The 20,439-nt window shown below is 72.2% G+C and carries 16 protein-coding genes; 5 read left to right on the forward strand and 11 right to left on the reverse strand.

Annotated features, from left to right (window positions below):
- Positions 1–20: 20 nt before the first annotated feature.
- Together arfA and ABC271_RS15505 are read right to left on the reverse strand one after the other, a co-directional pair.
- Positions 21–1,538, reverse strand: coding sequence for an arabinosylfuranosidase ArfA (arfA, locus tag ABC271_RS15500; protein WP_412925732.1), 1,518 nt, complete (start codon positions 1,536–1,538; stop codon positions 21–23).
- A gap of 236 nt (positions 1,539–1,774) precedes the next feature.
- Positions 1,775–5,404 carry an aldehyde dehydrogenase family protein gene (locus tag ABC271_RS15505; RefSeq protein WP_412925733.1) on the reverse strand — a complete coding sequence of 1,210 codons (3,630 nt, stop codon included), beginning with the start codon at positions 5,402–5,404 and terminating at the stop codon, positions 1,775–1,777.
- A gap of 172 nt (positions 5,405–5,576) precedes the next feature.
- On the opposite strand from ABC271_RS15505, the gene ABC271_RS15510 reads away from it, so the two are divergent.
- On the forward strand, positions 5,577–6,560 hold the full coding sequence (locus tag ABC271_RS15510; protein ID WP_412925734.1) for an acetylxylan esterase: 984 nt from the start codon (positions 5,577–5,579) through the stop codon (positions 6,558–6,560).
- Between the two features lie 84 nt (positions 6,561–6,644).
- Here the strand turns inward: ABC271_RS15510 and ABC271_RS15515 are convergent, their stop codons facing one another.
- Both ABC271_RS15515 and ABC271_RS15520 read right to left on the reverse strand, forming a co-directional pair.
- The gene (locus ABC271_RS15515) at positions 6,645–7,205 is read right to left on the reverse strand and encodes an acyl-CoA thioesterase (protein ID WP_412925735.1); all 561 of its coding nucleotides are present in this window, start codon (positions 7,203–7,205) and stop codon (positions 6,645–6,647) included.
- A 23-nt stretch (positions 7,206–7,228) separates the two neighbouring features.
- Positions 7,229–8,128 carry a DUF817 domain-containing protein gene (locus ABC271_RS15520; protein ID WP_412925736.1) on the reverse strand — a complete coding sequence of 300 codons (900 nt, stop codon included), beginning with the start codon at positions 8,126–8,128 and terminating at the stop codon, positions 7,229–7,231.
- 107 nt (positions 8,129–8,235) lie between these two features.
- Here ABC271_RS15520 and ABC271_RS15525 point away from each other — a divergent pair, with 107 nt between their 5' ends.
- Positions 8,236–8,742, forward strand: a complete 507-nt coding sequence (locus ABC271_RS15525) for a GNAT family N-acetyltransferase (RefSeq protein ID WP_412925737.1) — start codon at positions 8,236–8,238, stop codon at positions 8,740–8,742.
- 1 nt (position 8,743) lies between these two features.
- The gene (gene cofE / locus ABC271_RS15530) at positions 8,744–9,514 is read left to right on the forward strand and encodes a coenzyme F420-0:L-glutamate ligase (protein WP_412925738.1); all 771 of its coding nucleotides are present in this window, start codon (positions 8,744–8,746) and stop codon (positions 9,512–9,514) included.
- 337 nt (positions 9,515–9,851) lie between these two features.
- Here cofE and ABC271_RS15535 read toward each other — a convergent pair whose 3' ends face one another.
- From ABC271_RS15535 to ABC271_RS15545, 3 genes are read right to left on the reverse strand one after another with little or no spacing between them, the layout of a single operon-like run.
- Entirely contained in the window at positions 9,852–10,448 is a 597-nt protein-coding gene (locus ABC271_RS15535; protein ID WP_412925739.1) for a CbiQ family ECF transporter T component, read from the reverse strand.
- Complete coding sequence (locus ABC271_RS15540; RefSeq protein ID WP_412925740.1) at positions 10,442–11,125, reverse strand: energy-coupling factor ABC transporter ATP-binding protein; 684 nt, start codon at positions 11,123–11,125, stop codon at positions 10,442–10,444. Before ABC271_RS15540 ends, ABC271_RS15535 begins: the two co-directional genes overlap by 7 nt.
- On the reverse strand, positions 11,122–11,730 hold the full coding sequence (locus tag ABC271_RS15545; protein ID WP_412925741.1) for a biotin transporter BioY: 609 nt from the start codon (positions 11,728–11,730) through the stop codon (positions 11,122–11,124). The genes ABC271_RS15540 and ABC271_RS15545 overlap by 4 nt, the downstream gene beginning before the upstream one ends.
- A gap of 55 nt (positions 11,731–11,785) precedes the next feature.
- On the opposite strand from ABC271_RS15545, the gene ABC271_RS15550 reads away from it, so the two are divergent.
- The gene (locus tag ABC271_RS15550) at positions 11,786–12,364 is read left to right on the forward strand and encodes a TetR/AcrR family transcriptional regulator C-terminal domain-containing protein (RefSeq protein WP_412925742.1); all 579 of its coding nucleotides are present in this window, start codon (positions 11,786–11,788) and stop codon (positions 12,362–12,364) included.
- A gap of 245 nt (positions 12,365–12,609) precedes the next feature.
- Here ABC271_RS15550 and ABC271_RS15555 read toward each other — a convergent pair whose 3' ends face one another.
- The 3 genes from ABC271_RS15555 to ABC271_RS15565 form a co-directional block, all read right to left on the reverse strand.
- On the reverse strand, positions 12,610–13,575 hold the full coding sequence (locus tag ABC271_RS15555; protein WP_412925743.1) for a cytochrome b/b6 domain-containing protein: 966 nt from the start codon (positions 13,573–13,575) through the stop codon (positions 12,610–12,612).
- 119 nt (positions 13,576–13,694) lie between these two features.
- Entirely contained in the window at positions 13,695–14,498 is an 804-nt protein-coding gene (locus ABC271_RS15560; protein WP_412925744.1) for an enoyl-CoA hydratase, read from the reverse strand.
- A gap of 91 nt (positions 14,499–14,589) precedes the next feature.
- On the reverse strand, positions 14,590–15,312 hold the full coding sequence (locus ABC271_RS15565) for a VIT1/CCC1 transporter family protein (RefSeq protein ID WP_412925745.1): 723 nt from the start codon (positions 15,310–15,312) through the stop codon (positions 14,590–14,592).
- Positions 15,313–15,485: 173 nt separating this feature from the next.
- Between ABC271_RS15565 and ABC271_RS15570 the strand changes: the two genes are divergently transcribed.
- Complete coding sequence (locus tag ABC271_RS15570) at positions 15,486–18,977, forward strand: choice-of-anchor I family protein (RefSeq protein ID WP_412925746.1); 3,492 nt, start codon at positions 15,486–15,488, stop codon at positions 18,975–18,977.
- A gap of 219 nt (positions 18,978–19,196) precedes the next feature.
- On the opposite strand, the gene ABC271_RS15575 is transcribed toward ABC271_RS15570, so the two are convergent.
- The gene (locus ABC271_RS15575) at positions 19,197–20,381 is read right to left on the reverse strand and encodes a thiolase family protein (RefSeq protein WP_412925747.1); all 1,185 of its coding nucleotides are present in this window, start codon (positions 20,379–20,381) and stop codon (positions 19,197–19,199) included.
- Positions 20,382–20,439 lie beyond the last annotated feature (58 nt).

Here is a 20,439-nt window from a genome sequence, read left to right on the forward strand (position 1 = left end):
GATCGCGCCCCGAACGCGTTTCAGCCGACCCGCCGCAGGGCCAGCGCGGCCCACGCGATGGGTGGAAGCGTCACGCGCAGGATGCCGCCCTCGACCCGCGCCCCCTCGAGCGGTCGGAGCCGCACCCGGTCGGGATGCTCGAGCGTGTTGCTGGCGTACGGGTCGTCGTCGTGGAGCAGGTGCGTCTCCACCAGCTCGACGTTCCCGAAGCCCGTGACGTCGATCGCGACGTCGACGGCCTCGTGCCGTCCGCGGTGCACCAGGAAGACCGCGGCGTCGCCCGTGTCGGCATCGTGGGTGGCGACGGCATCCACCGCCGGGACCGTGCCGTGCTTCGCCGTGTCGATCGTGCCCGCCTCGACCTGGACGCGGAGGGCCTCGCCCCGCGCGAGCCGCGACGTGATCGAGAACGGGTAGAACGTCGTCTGCCGCCACGCGGGTCCGCCGGGTTCGGTCATGATCGGTGCGATCACGTTGACGAGTTGGGCGAGAGAGGCGGATGCCACTCGGTCGGCGTGCGCGAGCAGCGAGATCATGAGGCTGCCGAAGACCACGGCATCCACCGCCGAGTACACGTCCTCGAGCAGGCGTGGAGCCACGGGCCAGTCGTCGATCGCCGTGGGCTTCTCGGACGCGACGCGGTCGATGTACCAGACGTTCCACTCGTCGAACGAGATGTCGATGCGCTTGTCGGAGCCCTTCACCGCCCCGACGTGATCGGCGGTCGCGACGACCGCCTCGATGAACCGGTCGGTGTCGACCGCGGATGCCAGGAACGAGTCGATGTCGCCGTCGTGCTCCTGGTAGTAGGCGTGGCACGAGATCATGTCGACGTCGTCGTACGTGTGGGTGAGCACGACGCGCTCCCACTCGCCGAACGTCGGCATCTGCGCGCCCGACGATCCGCACACGACGAGCTCGATCGAGGGGTCGAGCTGGCGCATGCCCTTCGCGGTCCGGGCGGCGAGCTTGCCGTAGTCGTCAGCCGAGCGGTGACCGAGCTGCCACGGCCCGTCCATCTCGTTGCCGAGGCACCACACGCGCACGTCGAACGGGACCTCGCGGCCGTTGTCGATGCGCCGCTGCGACAGCGTCGTGCCGCCGGGGAGGTTGCTGTACTCGAGCAGGTCGATGGCCTCGAGCGTGCCGCGCGTGCCGAGGTTCACGGCGAGCATGAGCTCGCTGCCGGCCTTGTCGAGCCAGTCGGCGAACTCGTGCAGGCCCACCTCGTTGGTCTCGGTGGAGTGCCAGGCGAGGTCGAGGCGGCGGGGGCGCTCGTCGCGCGGACCGACGCTGTCCTCCCAGCGGAAGCCCGAGACGAAGTTGCCGCCGGGGTACCGGATCATCGAGACGCCCAGCTCGCGCACGAGCTCGAGCACGTCGCGGCGGAACCCCTGCTCGTCGGCCTCGGGGTGGCCGGGTTCGTAGATGCCGTCGTAGACGTGGCGTCCGAGGTGCTCGACGAAGCCGCCGAACAGGCGACGTCGCACCGCCCCGATCGGGAATCGGGCGTCGACGGTCAGGCGTGCGGTGGTCATCATTGCTCCTCCGGTTCGCTCCGACGGTACCCGGTGCCACGCGCGGGCAAAAACGTTTTCGAAACCCGCGCCGCCCCGTGCCACGCCCGCGCCAGGCCCCGCACGCCGCCCGCGCCCCCAAAGCACACGATCCGGTCGAAAGCACCGGTTCGGAGCGCCCGGAACGTGCGCGCTCGCACGGATCGTGTGCTTTCGGCCGGGCGGGCACGCGGCCGGGCGGGGACACCGGCGCCGCGTCAGATGACCTCGGCGCTCCAGGGGTCGCGGAGGCCGAAGCGGAACGCCTCGATCGACACGGCCTGCTCTCGCAGGAACGGCAGCAGCTCGATGCGGCCGGCCGTGGTCACCTCGCCCGCGTAGACCGTCACGGCGGGGTCGCCGCCGATGGTCTCGGCCAGGGCCGCGCGGAGGGCGTCGACGGATGCCGGCGTACCGACGAGTCGCACGCGCGAGGGACGCGGTTCGGCCGGGGCGGCGTCGACCGCCGCGAGGTCGTCGGTCGGGTCGGCATCCGGGATGCCACCCGACATCCGCTGCAGCCACTCGACGTCCGTCTCGACCGACACGGGCACCGCGCTCTCGCCCAGGAGGCGCCGCACGTCGCCCGGCAGCCCCACGGGCGTGCTCAGACGGAAGCGTGAACCGGACCGCACGGCAGCGACGAGCACGCGCAGCACCGCCTGCCAGGGTGCGTCCGCCGTGGCCCGCACCGCGACGTCGGCGGGACGGTACCGGAAGAGATTGCGCTCGAGGCCCAGATGCGAGGCGTCCTTGACCCTCCCGAACTCGCGGTCCCACGCGACGGCGTCCGACAGCGCACCCCGACGCAGCCATTCGAACGCGGCGTAATCGAGCGTGGGCTGAGCGGCCTCGATCAGCGACGAGATGCGCGTGTCGAGACCGCGCAGGTGCAGCGTCGACGACGCGGGGCCGCCCGACGACGGCCGCCATGCCCCCAGCGCCACGAGCCGGTTGGGTCCCCCCGACATCGTTCCGGGGCCGACGGCCGCGGCACCCCAGCCGCCCAGCGGCTCGCGCTGCACCGCGGCGCCCGTCGTGGAACGGTTCACCCGCAGCACGGCCGCGTCGACGGTGTCGAGCCACAGCTCCAGATCGGCCGCGTCGCGCGTGTGCAGCCCGGCGACGAAGCCCGACCCCACGACGTTCTGGAGCTCGATCGCGCGGGCCAGAGTGGGGGCGTGCAGGATGCCGAGCACCGGCGCGGCGACGCCGCTCTGGGTCAGGGGCGACCCCGCGTTCACGCCCGTGCGCACGCCCGGGGTCCAGAAACGACCGGCTGTCTCGGGCCCGAGGTCGAGTTCTCGCGGCTCGACGAGCCACCGCTCGCCGTCGGCCAGAACGGTCAGTGCCCGGCGGACATCGCCCGCGGGTTCCTCGACGAGCGGCCCGACGTCGGACAGCGGGTCGTCGGCGGGTCCGACCCGCAGCGACCCGACGGCATCCTTGAGCTGAGCGAGGAACCGGGCCGACCGCGCCACCGCGCCGACGAGGATGACCAGCGAGGTCGCGGTCGCCGCCTGACCCGCCCGCGCGAACGCGCCCTCGACGATGTCCGCGACCGCGCGGTCGAGATCGGCCGAGGGCGCGACGATCACGGCGTTGCGGCCGGCCGTCAGTGCCTGCACCGGCAGGTCGGGGCGCCACTGGAGGAACCTCTCTGCGGTCGCGCGTGCTCCCGCGAGCAGGACGCGATCGACGCCGGGGTGCACGACGAGAGCCCGACCGGATGCCTCTTCGTTCAGGTCGACGTAGGCGAGCGCGTCGCGCGGGACACCCGCCGCCCACAGCGCCTCGGCGACGACGGCTCCCGCCCGTCGGGCCCGCGGCGACGGTGTCAGTACGACGCTCGACCCGGCGGCGAGCGCCGCGAGGGTCTCGGCGGCGCACAGCCCGACGGACGAGTTCCACCGCGGGGCGACGACGGTCACCCGGTCGGGCACGAACACCGCGCCGGCCACGCGGTCGAGTTCTTTCGCCGTCGCGGCATAGTAGGCGGCCGCGTCCACGGCGACGTCGACCTCGGCGTCGGCTTCGGCGAACAGCGCCCCACCCTCGGACACGAGGACTTCGACCAGCTCGGCGCGCCGTTCGGCGAGCGAACGGGAGGCCGCCTCGATCACGGCGGCGCGATCGGTCGCGGCCCGGCTCCCCCACTCGTCGGAGGCCTCCCGGACACGGGCGACCACCGCGTCGAGGCCCGCCGCGTCATCGACGCGACCGGCTGCCGCGGTCGCATCACCGGCGGTGGATCCGGGAACCGCGGCGAGGACGTCGTGGGCCCATGCCCGGTCCTCCGGGACGCTCGGGTCGGCTTCGGCGGCATTGCGGAAGCCCGGCGCCGCACCGGAGAGCTCCGCGGTCTCACGGACCGAGAACACCGCCGTGTCGACGAACGCCTGCCCGCCGAAGAGCATCTGCTGCACGTCGGGTCGGAGCGCGGAGGTGTCGCCGGGCGCGGCGTCGCGGGCGATGCCGAGGACCGCTTGCGTGAGGCCGGGCTCGGCGGCATCGTCGGCGGCGGGCTCGCGCAGGATCGGCGGTGTCGGGGCCACACCCCGGTGCGGCGGGCGCGGCGGGACGGGCGCCGCGTCGGGCACGGCGAGGGCGGCGGCGATGCGGGCCTCGACCTCGCCGTCGTCGGACGGGTTCCGATCGGCGACGCGCACGGCCAGGGTCGCCACGACGGCATCGGCGTCGTCGGGGTGGACCACCGGGGCGAGGACCGCATGGGGCCCGTCGATGCCCCACCCCGTGCCGAGCGGCAGCGCGAGGTCGATCGCGGCGTCCGCCGACTCCGCGAGCGTTCGGACGATCGCCGCGCGTACCGGGTCGACGGTCGCGAACTCGACCCGCAGCCCCTCCGTCGCACGACGGCCGAGCGCCTCCCGGACGGTCGCGACGGCGAGCGCGTCCCGGTCGGTGGTCGCGGTGACCGCGGGAGCGGGCCAGCCGTGCCGTGCCGCCCGCAGGGCGTCGTCGGTGGGGGGCACGGCGTCGTCGAGTCGCACCGCGAGCGGCGCTCCGCCTTCCGCCACTCGAACGCGTGCCCACGCGGCGAGCTCCCGGAGCGCGCCGAGCGACTCGGGGACGCTGACGGGCAGCGCGATCCCGGCGGGGGCGTCGTGCAGGCGCGGCTCCTCCCGCACGCGGATGAGGACGGCGACGGTGAGGTCGAGATCGTCGCGTCCCTCGACGACGAGCGTGACGCGCGTGCCCGAGCCGACGGCATCCAGGAAGAGCGGCAGGAGTCGCTCGGCGGCATGCTCGACGTCGGCCTCGAAGGCCCACCGCGACAGTCCGCTCACCACGTCGCGGATGGCGACGGAGATGCGGTCCACGTCCTCGCGGGCGACGAGGGCGCGGATGCCGTCGAAGCGGTGCCGGGCAGCCGTCTCGCCGCGCACGGCCGGGGCGACGAGCCGGAGGTCGGGGGTGACCTCGTCGGCGCGAAGGGAGGCGAGCCCGGGGCCGAGGCGGTCGCTGCGCGCGTCGAGGGAGAGGCGGGACACCGTGTCGGCGAGCGCTCGGCGGGCCAGCGGCACGGCCGGGGCGGGGAGAACGGGCGCGATCGCACCGCCGAGCTGGAGGGCGCTGCGCACCACCCACGGCAGCGCGGAGGGGACGTCGGCAGCGAGCCGGTGCAGGGCGGCGGCGGGGGCGGTCGTTCCCTCCGGACGCAGGATGCCGTCAGCGGCCCGCGCGAGGAAGCGTGCGGCGTCGGGCGACGCGAACGGCGAGGGAGTTGGGGAGACCGTCTCGGCGAACGTCGCGGCCAGCGCGACCGCGCGCTCGACCGCGTCGCCGGAGAGCAGGGAACCGTGCGCGTGCGGGTCGTTCTCGCTCATGCTCCACAGCCTAGGCACCGCGCTCGCGCGGCCGCGGCGGCCCCGCCGCACGGCACGGAATCGACACGCGGGCGAGGAGGCGCCGCCGACCGTGACACCGGATTCCGCATCGCGATACGCGGGGGTGCTTCCTTTCGCTACTGTCGACTCGCCCCGACCACTGGAGATCGCCATGGCTCAGACCTTCACCGACATGCCGCTGGACCTGCTGCACGAGTACCGCCCCGAGCTCCTCGAGCCGGAGGGACTGGATGCCTTCTGGACCGAGACCCTGGCCGAGGCGCGCGCCGCCGCTCGCCCCGCGACCCTCACTCCCGTGGCGGGTCCGGTGCGCGCGCTGTCGGTGCACGACCTGACCTTCACCGGATACGCCGGCGACGAGATCCGCGGATGGGTCGTTCGCCCGCACGGCGACGAACCGCTGCCGGCGGTCGTGGAGTTCATCGGCTACGGCGGTGGCCGGGGTCTGCCCGGCGACAAGATCGCCTGGGCGGCAGCCGGATACGTCCACGTCATCATGGACACGCGCGGTCAGGGTTCGACCTGGAGCATCGGCGACACCCCCGACCCGCACGGGTCCACCGCCGCCTACCCCGGCGTCATGACCCGCGGCATCCACGATCCCCGCGAGTACTACTACCGCCGCCTGTACACCGACGCCGCTCGCCTGGTCGACGTCGTGCGCGAGCTGCCGGGAGTGGATGCCACCCGCGTCGCGGTCACCGGCGGCAGCCAGGGCGGCGCGCTGTCGATCGCCGCGGCGGCACTGTCGGGCGACCGCGTGGCCGCGGTCATGCCGGACGTGCCGTTCCTGTGCGACATCCCGAACGCGATCGTGCGCACGCCCTCCGCGCCGTTCACCGAGGTCACGCGCTGGCTCTCGATCCACCGCGACGACACGGCGGCAGCCCTGCACACGCTGTCCCACATCGACGGGGCGATCCTCGCCCGACGCATTCAGGTTCCCGCGTTCTTCTCCGTCGCCCTGATGGATGACATCGTGCTGCCGTCCGGCGTCTTCGCGGCGTTCCACGCCCTGGCATCCGAGGATGCGGCGATCGAGGTGTACCCCTACAACGGCCACGAGGGCGGCGGAAGCCGGCACTGGGCGCGCCAGGTCGCGTGGCTCGACGCGCGCTTCGGGCTCTCGGGCTGACGCCCGAGCCGCGCGAGTCGCCACGATTTGTCGCCTGGCCGGGGTCCGAGGCGACAAATCGTGGCGACTCACGCAGCAGAAGGCTCAGCGCCAGTCGCTCGGCGCGGGCCGCTTCGTCGAGGGGAGGGCGGAGGCCGCCGCCCAGTCGTGCACCCACGGTTCGACGTCGGGCACGCCCTCGGGGCGTTCGATCGCGGCGAAGAGTTCCTCGTGGGGCACGGTGCCGCCCGAGCGGCGCAGGATGCGGGCCCGGATGATCGCGCGCGCGAAGATCTCGCCGTCGACCACGGCGCGGTGCTCGAGGTAGACGGCGCGGTCGTCGTGGCCGAGCATGCGCGTCTCGAGCTCGAACCGCTGCCACAGCTCCAGCGACCGGCGGAAGGTGATCGTCTCGGCCGCGACGACCGCGTACCACCCGTGCGCTTTCATCGCCCCGGCGATCCCGGTGCGCGTGAGCAGGTCCCACCGCCCCAGATCGAACAGCGACAGGTACCGCCCGTTGTTCAGGTGGCGCAGCAGGTCGATGTCGGTCGGGAGGACGCGCACGCGCATCCGTCCGATCGTGTTCGGGTCGATGGGCCCTTCGCGGCGCAGACGACGCCGCGCGCGGAGGAGGACGAGGAGGGTGCGCCAGAGGACGTTCACGAGCCGCGAGCGTAGTGATTCGCCTACGACTCGGCGATTCCTTTGTGCACAGCAGACAACGCGAGCGGCTCGGGCGGCCGTGGTGGGTACACCCAGGCCACCAGGACGACCGACACAATCATCAGCAGGAACCACGACGACAGCTTCGACGCGTCGACCGGATGCCATCCGCCCACCTGCGAGGGGTAGAGCCAGGCACCCGCGTAGGTCGCGATGTTCTCGGCGAGCCAGATGAACACCGCGACCCCGGCGAAGGCGAGGAGAAGCGGCATCCGGAACGTTCCGCGGAAGAAACGGAAGTGCATCGTCGTGCGCCACCAGAGCGCGACGACAGCGAGCATGAGCACCCACCGCAGGTCGACGATCCAGTGGTGGGTGAAGAAGTTGGCGTAGATCGCGGCGGCCGCGACCGCCGTGACCCACCGCCGCGGGTAGCGCGAGAACCGCAGGTCGAACAACCGGTAGACCCGCACCATGTAGCTGCCGACCGCGGCATACATGAAGCCGCTGTAGAGCGGGACGCCGCCGAGCCGCAGGACGCCGTCCGCCGCGTACATCCAGGACCCGACGTCGGTCTTGAACAGTTCCATCACCGTGCCGACCACGTGGAACAGCACGATGACGCGGAGCTCGCGCAGCGTCTCGAGGCGGCCGACGACCATCGCCACCTGGATCGCGACGGCGGCGATCGTGACCGCGTCGTTGCGGGCGAGCACCGCGTCGTCGGGGTACCAGAGCTTCGCCGCGAGAACGACCGCGAGGAAGGCCGCGCCGAACACGCACGCCCACGCCTGCTTGAGCACGAACACCGCGAACTCGACGAGGCGCGCCCGTGCTCCCGTCGCGGGAGCGGAGCGCAGCAGCCGGTTCGCGAACGCGTCGATGCGAGCCTCGACCGACGTCAGGGCGGGGCGCGCGATCATGCCCGGGATCGTGGCACGCGAGTCTGGCAGGATGCCCCGCCCTAGCGCATCGCGGGGTCGTCGACGTTCGATTTCCCGGTCGCGGAACGTCCGCGTAGAGTCGCGCCATGACTGCGGAACCCCGAACCGACATCGTCGTCCGTCCGGTGCGCGATGTGGATGCCGAGGCCCTCGGCCGCGTGCACGCGACGTGCTGGCACGAAACGTACGACCACCTCATTAGCACCGCCGCGCTCGAAGCGGTCTCCCCCAAGCGCATGGCCGAGCTGTGGACCCACTGGGCCTCTCAGGGCGAGGACTACCGGATGCGCGCGGCGCTCGTCGACGGCGAGATCGTCGGCTTCGTCGGCTCCGGCCCGGCCCGCGAGGACGACGCCCCCCGCGCGCGCGAGCTGTACTTCATCTACCTGCTCGACGCCTACCACGGGACGGGAATCGGCCAGCAGCTCTTCGACGCCGCCGTCGACGAGGGCGAAGAGCTCTACCTGTGGGTCGCCGAGGACAACCCCCGCGCCCACCGCTTCTACGCCCGCAACGGGTTCTCCCTCGACGGCGCGTCGCACGTGGAGCCGTTCCTCGGTGAGGAGCTCACCGAGGTGCGTTTCGTCCGCTGACGTGCTGCAGATCTGGGCCCTGGAGGGCATCGGCGAGATCGCGCCGGGCGCCGACCTCGTCACCGTGATCCGGGCGGCGATCGACGCCGACTCTCGCGACGGCTCCGATCTGCGTGACGGCGACATCGTCGTCATCACCAGCAAGATCGTGTCGAAGGCCGAGGGCCGCATCCTCCGTGCCGACGACCGCGAGGACGCGATCACCCGCGAGACCGTCCGGCTCGTGGCATCCCGCACTTCCCCGGCGGGACACGTGACGCGCATCGTCGAGAACCGTCTCGGGATCGTCTCGGCCGCCGCGGGCGTCGACGCCAGCAACACCCCCGAGGGAACCGTGCTGCTGCTGCCCGAAGACCCCGACGCGTCCGCGCGTCGCATCGCCGAGGGGCTCCGCGCGGCCGGCCCCCGTGTCGGCGTGCTCATCACCGACACCCTCGGCCGAGCCTGGCGCGAAGGTCAGACCGACCACGCGATCGGCGCCGCGGGCGTGCACGTGTTCGAGGACCTGCGCGGGACGGTGGATGCCGAGGGCCGCCCGCTCATGGTGACGCTGCCGTGCGTGGCCGACGAGATCGCCGGTGCCACCGACCTCGTGAAGGGGAAGGCCGCCCGCCTCCCCGTCGCCGTCGTGCGCGGGCGCGCCGACCTCGTCGGCGACCTCGACCTGCCCGGAGCGCGCTCGATCGTGCGCCCGGCCGAGCGCGACATGTTCGCCCTCGGCTCCGACGAGGCCTACGCCGCCGGCTTCGCGGCGGGCCGAGCCGCCGACTGACCCGCCACTGACCCGCGTCCGTCGGGGCGGCGTCGCTGCTGCACCCCCCTCGTCCCACTTCTGGCGGTGCGTGTCCCACTTATGGTCACTCCCACCGCCTCCAAGCAGCCATAAGTGGGACGAGGTTCAGCGGTGCGGGGGCTCCACACCCACCGCACGCCACCCCGCACCGCCCAGCACCACCCCTCGCCGCCCAGCACCGCCCCTCGCCGCCCCGCACCGCCCCTCGCAGCGGCAGTGCACCTCGTCCCACTTCTGGCGGTGCGTGTCCCACTTATGGTCACTCCCACCGCCTCCAAGCAGCCATAAGTGGGACGAGGTTCAGCGGGGCGGGGGGTCAGCGGACGCCGCGCGCGGCCAGGGCCTCGCCGAGCTGGTCGGCGTGTCGAAGCGACAGCACGACGAACGGCACCACGCCCGCGCGCAGCGACGGGCGGACGCCCCGCGCGCGCTGCGCCTCGCGCACCTCGGCGGCGAGCCGCGCGAGGACGGGGATCGTCGTGATCGTCACCGCGAGGAGCAGCGCTGCGCGCTCGGCATCCATCCCGATCCGGCGGAGCGGACCGAGGCCGCGCTCGAGGGCGTCGAGCATGTCGTCCACGCGCGTCGTGAGGGGCAGCAGCGCCGCGACGAGAAGAGCAGCCGTAACGCGCGCGGTGTTGGCCAGGGCGGGCTCGGGACCGAGGAAGAGCAGCTGGCCGATCGCGGTGACCGCGATGATCCAGCGAAGACCCCAGACCTGTCGACCGAGCTCACGCAGGCCGACTCCCGAGACCAGGTAGGCCGCGAGCACCGCGCCGGCGCACACCGCCGCCGCCCACGCGACCGTCGGCAGGGCGGCGAGCGCGACCGCCGCGACGGCGAGCAACAGCATCTTCGGCCCCGCGGGCAGGCGGTGCAGGATGCCGTCACCCGGACGGTAGAGGCTCAGCACGCCAGGGCCCGCTCGTAGGTGTCGACGACCTCGGATGCCACACCCGCCGCGGTCACGCGCCCGTCGGTGAAGAGCACGGCGGCGTCGCACCGCCGCGCCAGGCCGAGATCGTGGGTGACGAGGACGAGCGCGTGGCCGGTGTCGGCGAGAAGGTGGTCGGCGACGCGGCGAGCGTTGCGCCCGTCGAGGAAGGCCGTCGGCTCATCGGCCACCACGAGGTCGGGCTCTCGCACGAACGCACCGCACAGCGCGAGCAATTGCTTCTGTCCGCCGGAGAGGTCGTGCGCGGGCCGCTCGGCGAGATCGGTGAGCCCGAACCGGTCGAGGGCGCGGGCGACCCGCTCCGCGCGCTCCGCCCTGGGCAGGCGCTCGGGGCGGAGCGAGAAGGCGACGTCCTCCGACACCACCGGCATGACGATCTGCGCGTCGGGATTGCTCAGCACGAGGGCCACGCGGCGGCGGTGCTCGGAGGCATCCCGATCCGGATCGAGTCCGAGCACCCGCACGTCGCCGGTGTCGCGGCGGACGAGACCGGCGAGCACGCGAGCGAACGTCGACTTCCCCGAGCCGTTGTCGCCGATCACCGCGATCGTGCGGACCTCGAGATCGAGGGTCACGCCGCGCAGGACCTCGCGCCCGTCGAGGCGCACGCCCACATCACGACAGTGAAGGATCACGCGTGGACGGGCTCCTCGACCGGCGCCGCTCGCCACTGCCGACGGAATCCGCGCGGGTACGCACGCACGAGGAGCGTCACGACGATCGTCGCGATCGCGGCCTTCAGCAGATCGCCGGGCAGGAAGATGAGGCTCGCCAGGACGGTGTCTCCGAGCGGCAGGCGCGTCACGAGGCTCTGCACGGGGATGCCGAGCGCGTAGATCGCCACGACACCGCCGGCGACCATCGCGATCGCGGTGCGCCACCAGACCGGGCGTCGATTGCCCGCGTGGACGATGAGTCCGACCACGATCGCTCCCAAGATCCAGCCGAGCGCGTATCCCGCAGTCGGCCCGACGAACACCGCGAACCCGCCGCGGCCGCCCGCCAGCAGCGGAAGCCCGACGGCAACGAGCACGAGGAGGACCGTGACTGACAGCGCGCCGAGCCACGGCCCGAGGATCGCGCCGGCGAGCATGACGCCCAGGGTCTGCGCGGTGATGGGCACACCGCCGAACACCGGGAAGCTGCCCGGCAGACCCAGGACCGCGATGAAGGCGGCGAGCACGGCCACGCGGGCGAGATCGGTGGCATCCGGAGCGCGGAAGCGGGAGGGGGAGGTCATGTCGATCCTTACCTGAACGGTGTTCACCTGAACGGCGTTCACTATACTCATATCCGTGACGCCCCCCGCACGCCCTCGCGGCCACTCCGCCGACGACGTCGCTCGTGCGGCGTTGCGGATCCTCGACGACGACGGGCTCGCCGACCTCACGATGCGCCGTCTCGCGACGCGGCTCGACGTCCAGCCGAGCGCGTTGTACTGGCACTTCCCCAACAAGCAGTCGCTCCTCGCCGAACTGTCCGACCGGATCGTCGGGCAAGCGGCATCCCTCGTGCGCGGATCCGGCGTCGTCGCCGAAGCCCGCGCCCTGCGCGGCGCGTTGCTCGCCTACCGCGACGGAGCCGAGGTCGTCTCGAGCACGCTCGCGCTCGGCCTCGGCTCGACCACCGCCCTGGATCGCCTCGCCGCCGCCGTGACCGCTCAGGGCTTCTCCCCCGAGGTCGCGACCCGTGCCGCGACGACCCTGCTGCACTTCGTCCTCGGCCACGTCTGGCACGAGCAGCAACGCCTGCAGTACGACAGCGTCGGCGTCGTCGCCCCCGGCGCGGCGCACGTCCCCGATGCCGACTTCGCGTTCGGTGTCGAGCTCATCCACCGCGGCCTGCACGCCGCGGCCGCTGCACGGCCGGCGTAGCGCGCGCCCGGGTAGGCGCCGCGGGCCCGCGCGCCGGCGTGGGCGCCGCGGGCGCGCGCCGGCGTGGCCGCCACGGGGCGACGCGCGCTCAACGCCCACGATCCGGTCGAGAGCGCGCGATCGGGACGTCCGCATCGTGTGCGCTCGACCGGATCGTGGGCTCTCGCGGCCGGCGCCCACGCGCGCGGCCGGCGCCCACGCGCAGCGCCGGCGCCCACGCGCGCGGCCGGCGCCCAGGCGACGCGTCAGCGCTGCTTGACGTCGCCGAACAGGCGCGCGACGGGGATCAGCAACGACGGACGGGCCGCGATCCACGCGGCCGCCATCACCAGCAGGGATGCCGCGAACAACAGCAGGCCGGTGGGGTCGGCGGCGAAGGCGTCGGGGTCGACCGAGCCGCGCGCGGCGTACATGTGGTCGAGGTTGCGCAGCGCGCCGGTGGCGAGCACGAGGAACACGTGCACGGCGATGAAGACGACGAAGAACAGCATCACGGGGAAGTGGATGCGACGCGCCCACTCCGCGGGGAACAGACGGTTCAGGCGCTCGGCGCCCTTCGGCCACACGCCCGAGAGCCGCACACCCGTGACGATCGCCAGCGGCGCCGCGACGAAGGTGATCGCGAAGTACGACAGCTGCTGAAGGCTGTTGTAGTTCACCCAGCCGTTCTCCGTCGGCCAGTCGAGCGCGGCGTACTGCAGCGCGGCCGACACCGCGTTCGGGAAGACCTCCCACGACGTCGGGACGATCCGCATCCACTGCCCCGTCGCGAAGAGCAGCACGACGTACACGACGCCGTTGGCCATCCACAGGACGTCGATCGCCTGGTGGAACCACAGCGCGAGGCTGATGCGGCGCCGCTTGTTGCCGCGCGGCGACCAGAAGGCATCCGGGCGCTTCTGTCGGCGGAACTGGAGCCCCGAACGGATGACGAGCAGGAGGAACAGGCTGTTCAGGAAGTGCTGCCAGCCGAGCCACGCCGGGATGCCGACGGGTGCGACGTCCGGGAGCGCGTACGTCCCGGGGTAGGCGACGAGGAAGTCGCGGAACGGCCCGAGCGACACGAGCACGCGAGCGATCAGCACGACGAACACCGCGAGCACGAGCGCCGCCGCGCTCAGGAGCACGACGGATCCGATCCATTGCGCGACCGTGAGATCGCCGAGGACGCGCGACGACCCGCGCTGCGGGTTGCGGGGTGTGGAGGCCATCTACTTCTCAGGGCCGGAGCGGGGACTGACCTCCCGACGATACCGAACCCGCCCGTCTCCCGACCGCGCGCGGCGCGGGATTGGTCGCCGAACGCGACGGTGGTAAGCGCCCGTCTCCCTCACCGGTGGGAGAAGTTCGGTCCGCGCTTCTCGCGGAACGCCGCCATGCCTTCCTTCTGGTCGGCGGTGTCGAAGAGGGAGGCGAACGCCTGCCTCTCGAAACGCAGGCCCTCGGCCAGGGTCGACTCCAGCGCCACGTCGAGCGCCGCCTTCGCCGCGTACAGCGCCGGAAGCGACTTCTCGGCGATCGTGCGTGCGACCGCCTCCGCTTCGTCGAGCAGGTCAGCGGCGGGAACGATCCGCGAGACCAGACCCGCGCGTTCGGCCTCGGCGGCGTCGATCATGCGCCCCGTGAGAACCATGTCGGCGGCCTTGTAGGAGCCGATCGCCCGCACGAGGCGCTGCGTGCCGCCCAGTCCCGGGATGACGCCGAGCTGGATCTCGGGCTGCCCGAACTTCGCCCGATCGGACGCCAGGATGATGTCGCACATCATGGCGAGCTCGCACCCGCCGCCGAGGGCGTAGCCCGACACCGCCGCGATGACGGGAGTGCGCACGGCGGCGAAGCGCCGCCACGGCCCGAAGTGGTCGGTCAGGGTCATGTCGAGCCCCGACATCGACTCCATCTCTTTGATGTCGGCTCCCGCCGCGAACGCCTTCTCGGAGCCCGTGACGACGATCGCCCCGATGTCGGGAGCGTCGTCGAACGCCGTGGCCGCCGCGACCACCTCGACCATGGTCTGCGAGTTCAATGCGTTGAGCGCCTCGGGGCGGTCGAGGGTGATCCACCCCACCCGCCCGCGCTGCTCGACCCGGATCGTCTCGTACGCGGCGTTGCGGTCGCCGGCATGCTCGTCGGTCATGTCACTCCCGTCGTGATCGGTGGCCTTCCCTGGCATCGTCGCACGCTCCCCCGACATCGCCGGAGGGCTTCCGCTCACCGTCGACGCGTGATCAACCCGTCGCCACCCCGAAGAGCGCGCCGACCCCGTACGTCGCGCCGAGCGCGAGCGCGCCGCCGATGACGGTGCGCAGGATCGCACGGCCGCGGCGCGCGCCGCCGATCCACGCGGCGAGATAGCCGGTCACCGCGAGCGCGATGAGCACGGCGACGAACGTCAGCGGCACGCGCGCCTCGACCGGGACGAGCAGGATCGTCAGCATCGGCAGGATCGCCCCGATCGTGAACGCCACCGCCGAGGCGAGGGCGGCCGCCCACGGGCTGACCACGTCGTCGACGTCGATGTTGAGCTCGACCGACAGGTGGGCTTTGAGGGCATCGGATGCCGTGAGCTCGGTCGCCACGCGCGTCGCGGTCTCGCGGCTCAGGCCCTGCGCCTCGTACAGCCCGACGAGCTCGGCGAGCTCGGCCTCGGGGTCGTCCGCGAGCTCGCGGCTCTCCTTCTGGATGAGGGCGTGCTCGCTGTCGCGCTGGCTCGACACCGATACGTACTCGCCGAGCGCCATCGAGATCGCGCCACCGACGAGGGCGGCCAGCCCCGCGATGAGGACAGGACCGACCTCGCTCGTCGCGCCGGCGACACCGACGACGACGGCCGCCGTCGACACGATGCCGTCGTTCGCGCCGAGGACTCCCGCGCGCAGCCAGTTCAGGCGCTGCGCGAGTCCCTGGCGGTGCGGTTCATCGGGGTGCGCTCCGGCGGGCGAATCGGTCACGCAATCAGGCTAGTCCCGCGGGGAACCGCGTCGATCCGATCGGTCACATCGCGGCATCCACCCCCGTCCCTTCCCGCCCCGTTCACCGGGATGTCACCCCCACTGGGCACAGTGAAGGCGTTCGGCGCCCCCGCACCGCTCGTTCCACCCCATCCCCGCACCCGAGGACATCCATGCCTTCGACGTTCCTCCGCCGCGCCGTCGCACTGACTGCGACCGCCTCGGCGGTGTGCGCGCTCGCCCTCTCGAGCGCGACGGCGGCTTCGGCCGCCCTCGTCCCCACACCCATCTCGAACAGCGCGTCCGGCGCGGCGATCGGCCTGACCCCGGTCGGCTCCTACGACACCGGCGTCTACAAGGAGTCCGCCGCCGAGATCGTGCAGGCGTACCGCGATCGCCTCTTCGTCGTGAACGCCCAGGCCGGCACCGTGACGGTGCTCGACAACAGCGACCCGAAGAACCCCACGAAGCTGTTCGACATCGCCTCGACCGGTGTCGCCAACTCCGTCGCCGTCCGCGACGACGGCCTGGGCGTCGTCGCCTTCGAGGCCGAGGACAAGACCGCCGCCGGTCACCTCATGTTCTTCGACGCCAACAAGGACGACGCCTCGAGCGCGAAGCTCGGCGAGGTCACCGTCGGCGCCCTCCCCGACATGGTGACGTTCTCCAAGGACGGGACGTCCGTCGTCGTCGCCAACGAGGGCGAGCCGGCCGACGACTTCTCCACCGACCCCGAGGGTTCGGTCAGCGTCGTCGCCGTGGCATCCACCCTCACCGCCCCGGCGCAGTCCGCCGTCAAGACCGCGGGGTTCCGCGCGTTCGAGCCGGGCGGGTCCAAGACGCTCGACCCGAAGGTCCGCATCTTCGGCCCCGACGTCGCCGCGCCCGACCAGGGCACGACGGCGCTGTCGGCGAACCGCGTCTCGCGCAACCTCGAGCCCGAGTACATCACCGTCGATGGCACGGTCGCGTACGTCACGCTGCAGGAGGCGAACGCGGTCGCGACGGTCGACCTGACCAAGGCCGAGGTCACCGGCATCCTGCCACTCGGGTACAAGGACTGGGGCGCCGCCGGGAACGTGCTCGACACGAGCGACAAGGACGGCAAGATCGACATCCGGTCGGTGCCAGGCCTGAAGGGCCTGTACATGCCCGACGGGATCGCCTCGTACTCGGCGAGCGTCGACGGCAAGGCCGCGACCTACCTCGTCACCGCCAACGAGGGCGACGGCCGCGAGTGGGGCGACTTCATCGACGAGGCCCGCATCAAGGACTTCGGCAAGAAGGACCTCGCCGCGATCTGCGAGACCTCCCCGCTGGCCGGCCGCGCGGCCGATGCCGATCTCGGACGCCTCAAGGTCGTCACCGACCTCGGCAAGACCGCCGACGGCTGCTACAGCGAGCTCTACGCCTACGGCGGGCGCTCGTTCTCGATCTGGGACACCAAGGGTGCCCTCGTCTTCGACTCCGGCGACGACTTCGAGCAGAAGCTCAAGGAGGTCGCTCCCGAGCTGTTCAACGTCTCGAACGACAACAACACCGTCGACGACCGCAGCGACGACAAGGGACCGGAGCCCGAGAACGTCGCGATCGGCGTCGTGGACGGCCGCACCTACGCGTTCATCGGTCTCGAGCGCGCGGGCGGCGTCATGGTCTACGACATCACCGACCCGAAGAACGCGACGTACGTGACGTACGTGAACAACCGCGACGCCTCCGCAGACGTGAAGACGGCCGCGGCCGGCGACCTCGGCCCGGAGGGCATCGCCTTCGTCTCCGCGCTGCGCTCGCCCACCGGCATCCCGCTGCTCATCACCGGCAACGAGGTCTCGGGTTCGACCACCGTCTTCGAGGTGCGCCCGACGCAGCCGAAGACCCCCGACCTGCAGATCCTGACGATCAACGACTTCCACGGTCGCCTGCTGCAGGAGACCGGCGGCGTCGCGGGCGCGGGAGTGCTCGCCGGCGCGGTCGAGAAGTACCGCCAGCAGAACCCGAACACGCTGTTCGTCTCGGCCGGTGACAACATCGGCGCGAGCGCGTTCGAGTCGTTCATCGACCAGGACACCCCGACCATCAAGGCCCTGAAGGCTGCGACGCTCGACGTCAGCGTCGTGGGCAACCACGAGTTCGACCGCGGCTTCGCCGACCTGACCGACCGGGTCATCCCTGCCTACGGCGGCAACACCGGCGACTCCAGCGACTTCGCGCTCGGAGCGAACGTGTACGAGAAGGGCACCAAGACCCCCGCCCTGAAGCCGTACACGATCAAGGAGGTCGGCGGCACGAAGGTCGCCTTCGTCGGCACCGTCACCCGCCAGACCGCCGGCATGGTCGACCCCTCGAAGATCACCGAGATCGAGTTCGGCGACCAGGTCGAGGCGGCCAACCGCGAGGCGAAGAACGCCCGCGCGGCCGGCGCCGACGTCGTGATCCTCCTCGCCCACGAGGGATCCGAGGGCACGGATTGCAGCAAGATCGCCACCGAGTCCGGCGACTTCGGCGACCTCGTCCGGGGCGCCTCGAGCGACGTGGATGCCATCGTCTCGGCGCACACGCACCAGAAGTACGCGTGCACCATCGGCGGTCGCTCCGTCATCCAGACGGGCCAGTACGGCACCAACCTCGGCCTGCTCGACATCGACCTCGACGACGCCAGCAAGCTCGTCTCGATCACGCCGGGCGTGCGGGCGCTGAACGACTCCACCGTCTCGCAGTGGATCGCCTACCCGCAGACCCAGGTCGCGAAGATCGTGGCGGATGCCAAGGCCACCGCCGACGTGAAGGGCCAGGTCGAGGTCGGTACCATCACGGGCGACATCACGCGTGCGGTCAACTCCTCGGGCGGCGAGGACCGCGGCGCCTACTCGACGCTCGGCAACACCGTCGCCGACGTGTACCTGTGGGCGACGAGCGAGAACCCCTCGTTCAACGGGGAGGACGCGCAGATCTCGTTCATGAACCCCGGCGGACTCCGCGCCGACCTGCTGTACGGCACCGACAACGGCTCGGTCTCGTACCGCGAGGCCGCGAACGTGCAGCCCTTCGGCAACACGCTCGTGACCCTTTCGCTCACCGGCGCCCAGCTGAAGTCGGTGCTCGAGCAGCAGTGGCAGCCGGCCGGCGCGTCGCGCCCGGTGCTCGCGCTCGGCGTCTCGAAGGGCTTCACCTTCGAGTACGACCCGGCCGCCGCGGCCGGATCGCGCATCCTGTCGATGAAGCTCAACGGCACGCCGATCGACCCGGCCGCGTCGTACCGCGTCGTGACCAACTCGTTCCTCGCGGCGGGCGGCGACAACTTCACCGCCTTCGCTCAGGGCACGGGCAAGGCCGACTCGGGCCAGATCGACCTGCAGGCCACGGCGGACTTCTTCGCCGCCAAGGGCACGGTCGCGCCGTCGCCCCTGGGTCGGGCCTACCTGAAGGGCACGCAGCCGGTCGACGAGGGCACCACGCCGACGCCGACGCCGACTCCCACCCCGACGCCGACCCCCACCCCGACGACGTCCCCGACGCCGACGGCGACGCCGAGCGCCGCTCCCGGGCAGAAGGGCGCGCTGGCCACGACGGGTACCGAGGTTCCGTGGGGTCTGGCCCTCGGGGGCGCGTTCCTCGTGGTTGCGGGTGGTCTGGCCTTCGCCCTGCGCAAGCGCCGCACGGTCTGACGCTCACCGCCGGAACGGCCCTCACCCTTCGGGGTGAGGGCCGTTCCGTCTCGCGTGAGGTGCCACGATTTGTCGCCTCGAGAGGCGCCCAGGCGACAAATCGTGGCGACTCACGCGAAGGCCCGACACCAGGTTGCGGGGCGGTGACCGCTCGCGCGAGGTGCCAGGAATTGTCGCTTCGATCGGTCCCGAGGCGACAAATTCTGGCGATTCACGCGGCTAAAAGCGCCGGAGCAGCGCGGCGAGGGCCTGACCGCCGCCGATGCACATCGTCACGACGGCGTACTCCAGGTCGCGGCGGTGCAGGTCGAGCGCGGCACGCACGGTGAGGATCGCGCCGGTCGCCCCGACCGGGTGCCCGAGCGCGATCGCGCCGCCGTACGGATTGACCTTCTCGGGGTCGAGGCCCGCGTCGCGGATCACCGCGACCGCCTGCGCCGCGAACGCCTCGTTCAGCTCGATCACGTCGACGTCGGCCGACGTGAGACCGGTCTGATCCCACAGCCGTTGGAGCGCCAGCACCGGGGCGTAGCCCATGATCTCGGGGTCGACGCCCGCGGTGGTCACGGCTTCGAGCGTCGCGAGGCCCGTGAGCCCGCGCTCGCGCACGTCCTCGTCCCGCATGAGCACGGTCGCGGCGGCCCCGTCGTTGATCCCCGACGAGTTCCCGGCGGTCACCGTCCCCTCCCGCTCGAAGGCAGGCCGCAGCCCCGCGAGCACGTCGAGCGTCGTTCCGGGCCGCGGATGCTCGTCCACCGCCACCTCGACCTGCCGCTTCCCGCCGGTCGTCACGGGCACGATCTCCTCCGCGAACGCCGCGCGGCTGGCATCCAAGGCCGCCCTGCGCTGGCTCTCGACGGCGAAGGCGTCCTGCTCCTCCCGCGACACCGAGTACCGGGATGCCACGGTCTCGGCGGTCGTGCCCATGTGGCGGCCGCTGAACGGGTCGGTGAGGATCGCCAGCGTGCCGTCGAGGAGCGTCCGGTCGCCCAGGCGCGCGTTTCCGCGGGCACCGTACTCGAGGAACGGGGTGCGCGACATGCTCTCGTCGCCGCCCGCGACGACGACGTCGACGCCGCCCCAACGCAGCTCCTGCGCGCCCGACCAGATCGCCTGAAGTCCCGATCCGCACAGACGGTTCACGGTGAACGCGGGCACCCGGGGCGGCAGCCCCGCGGCGAGCGCGACGCGGCGGGCGTTGTACGCGTCGGGACCGATCTGCGCGATGCAACCCATGACGACCTCGTCCACGGCATCCTTCGACACCCCCGCCCGTTCGAGTGCGGCGGTGACCGCGACGGCCCCGAGTTCGTGGGCGTCGACGCTCGACAGCGCTCCGCCGAAGGAGCCGATCGGAGTGCGCGCCCCCGAGACGAGGACAATGCGGGCGTCGTTCGAAGTCATGCGAACCTCCGGGCGGGGAAGGGGGATGACAGCATTGTGCCCGTCCTCCTCCGCCCCT

This window comes from Microbacterium canaveralium (assembly GCF_047238045.1).
GTDB lineage: Bacteria > Actinomycetota > Actinomycetes > Actinomycetales > Microbacteriaceae > Microbacterium.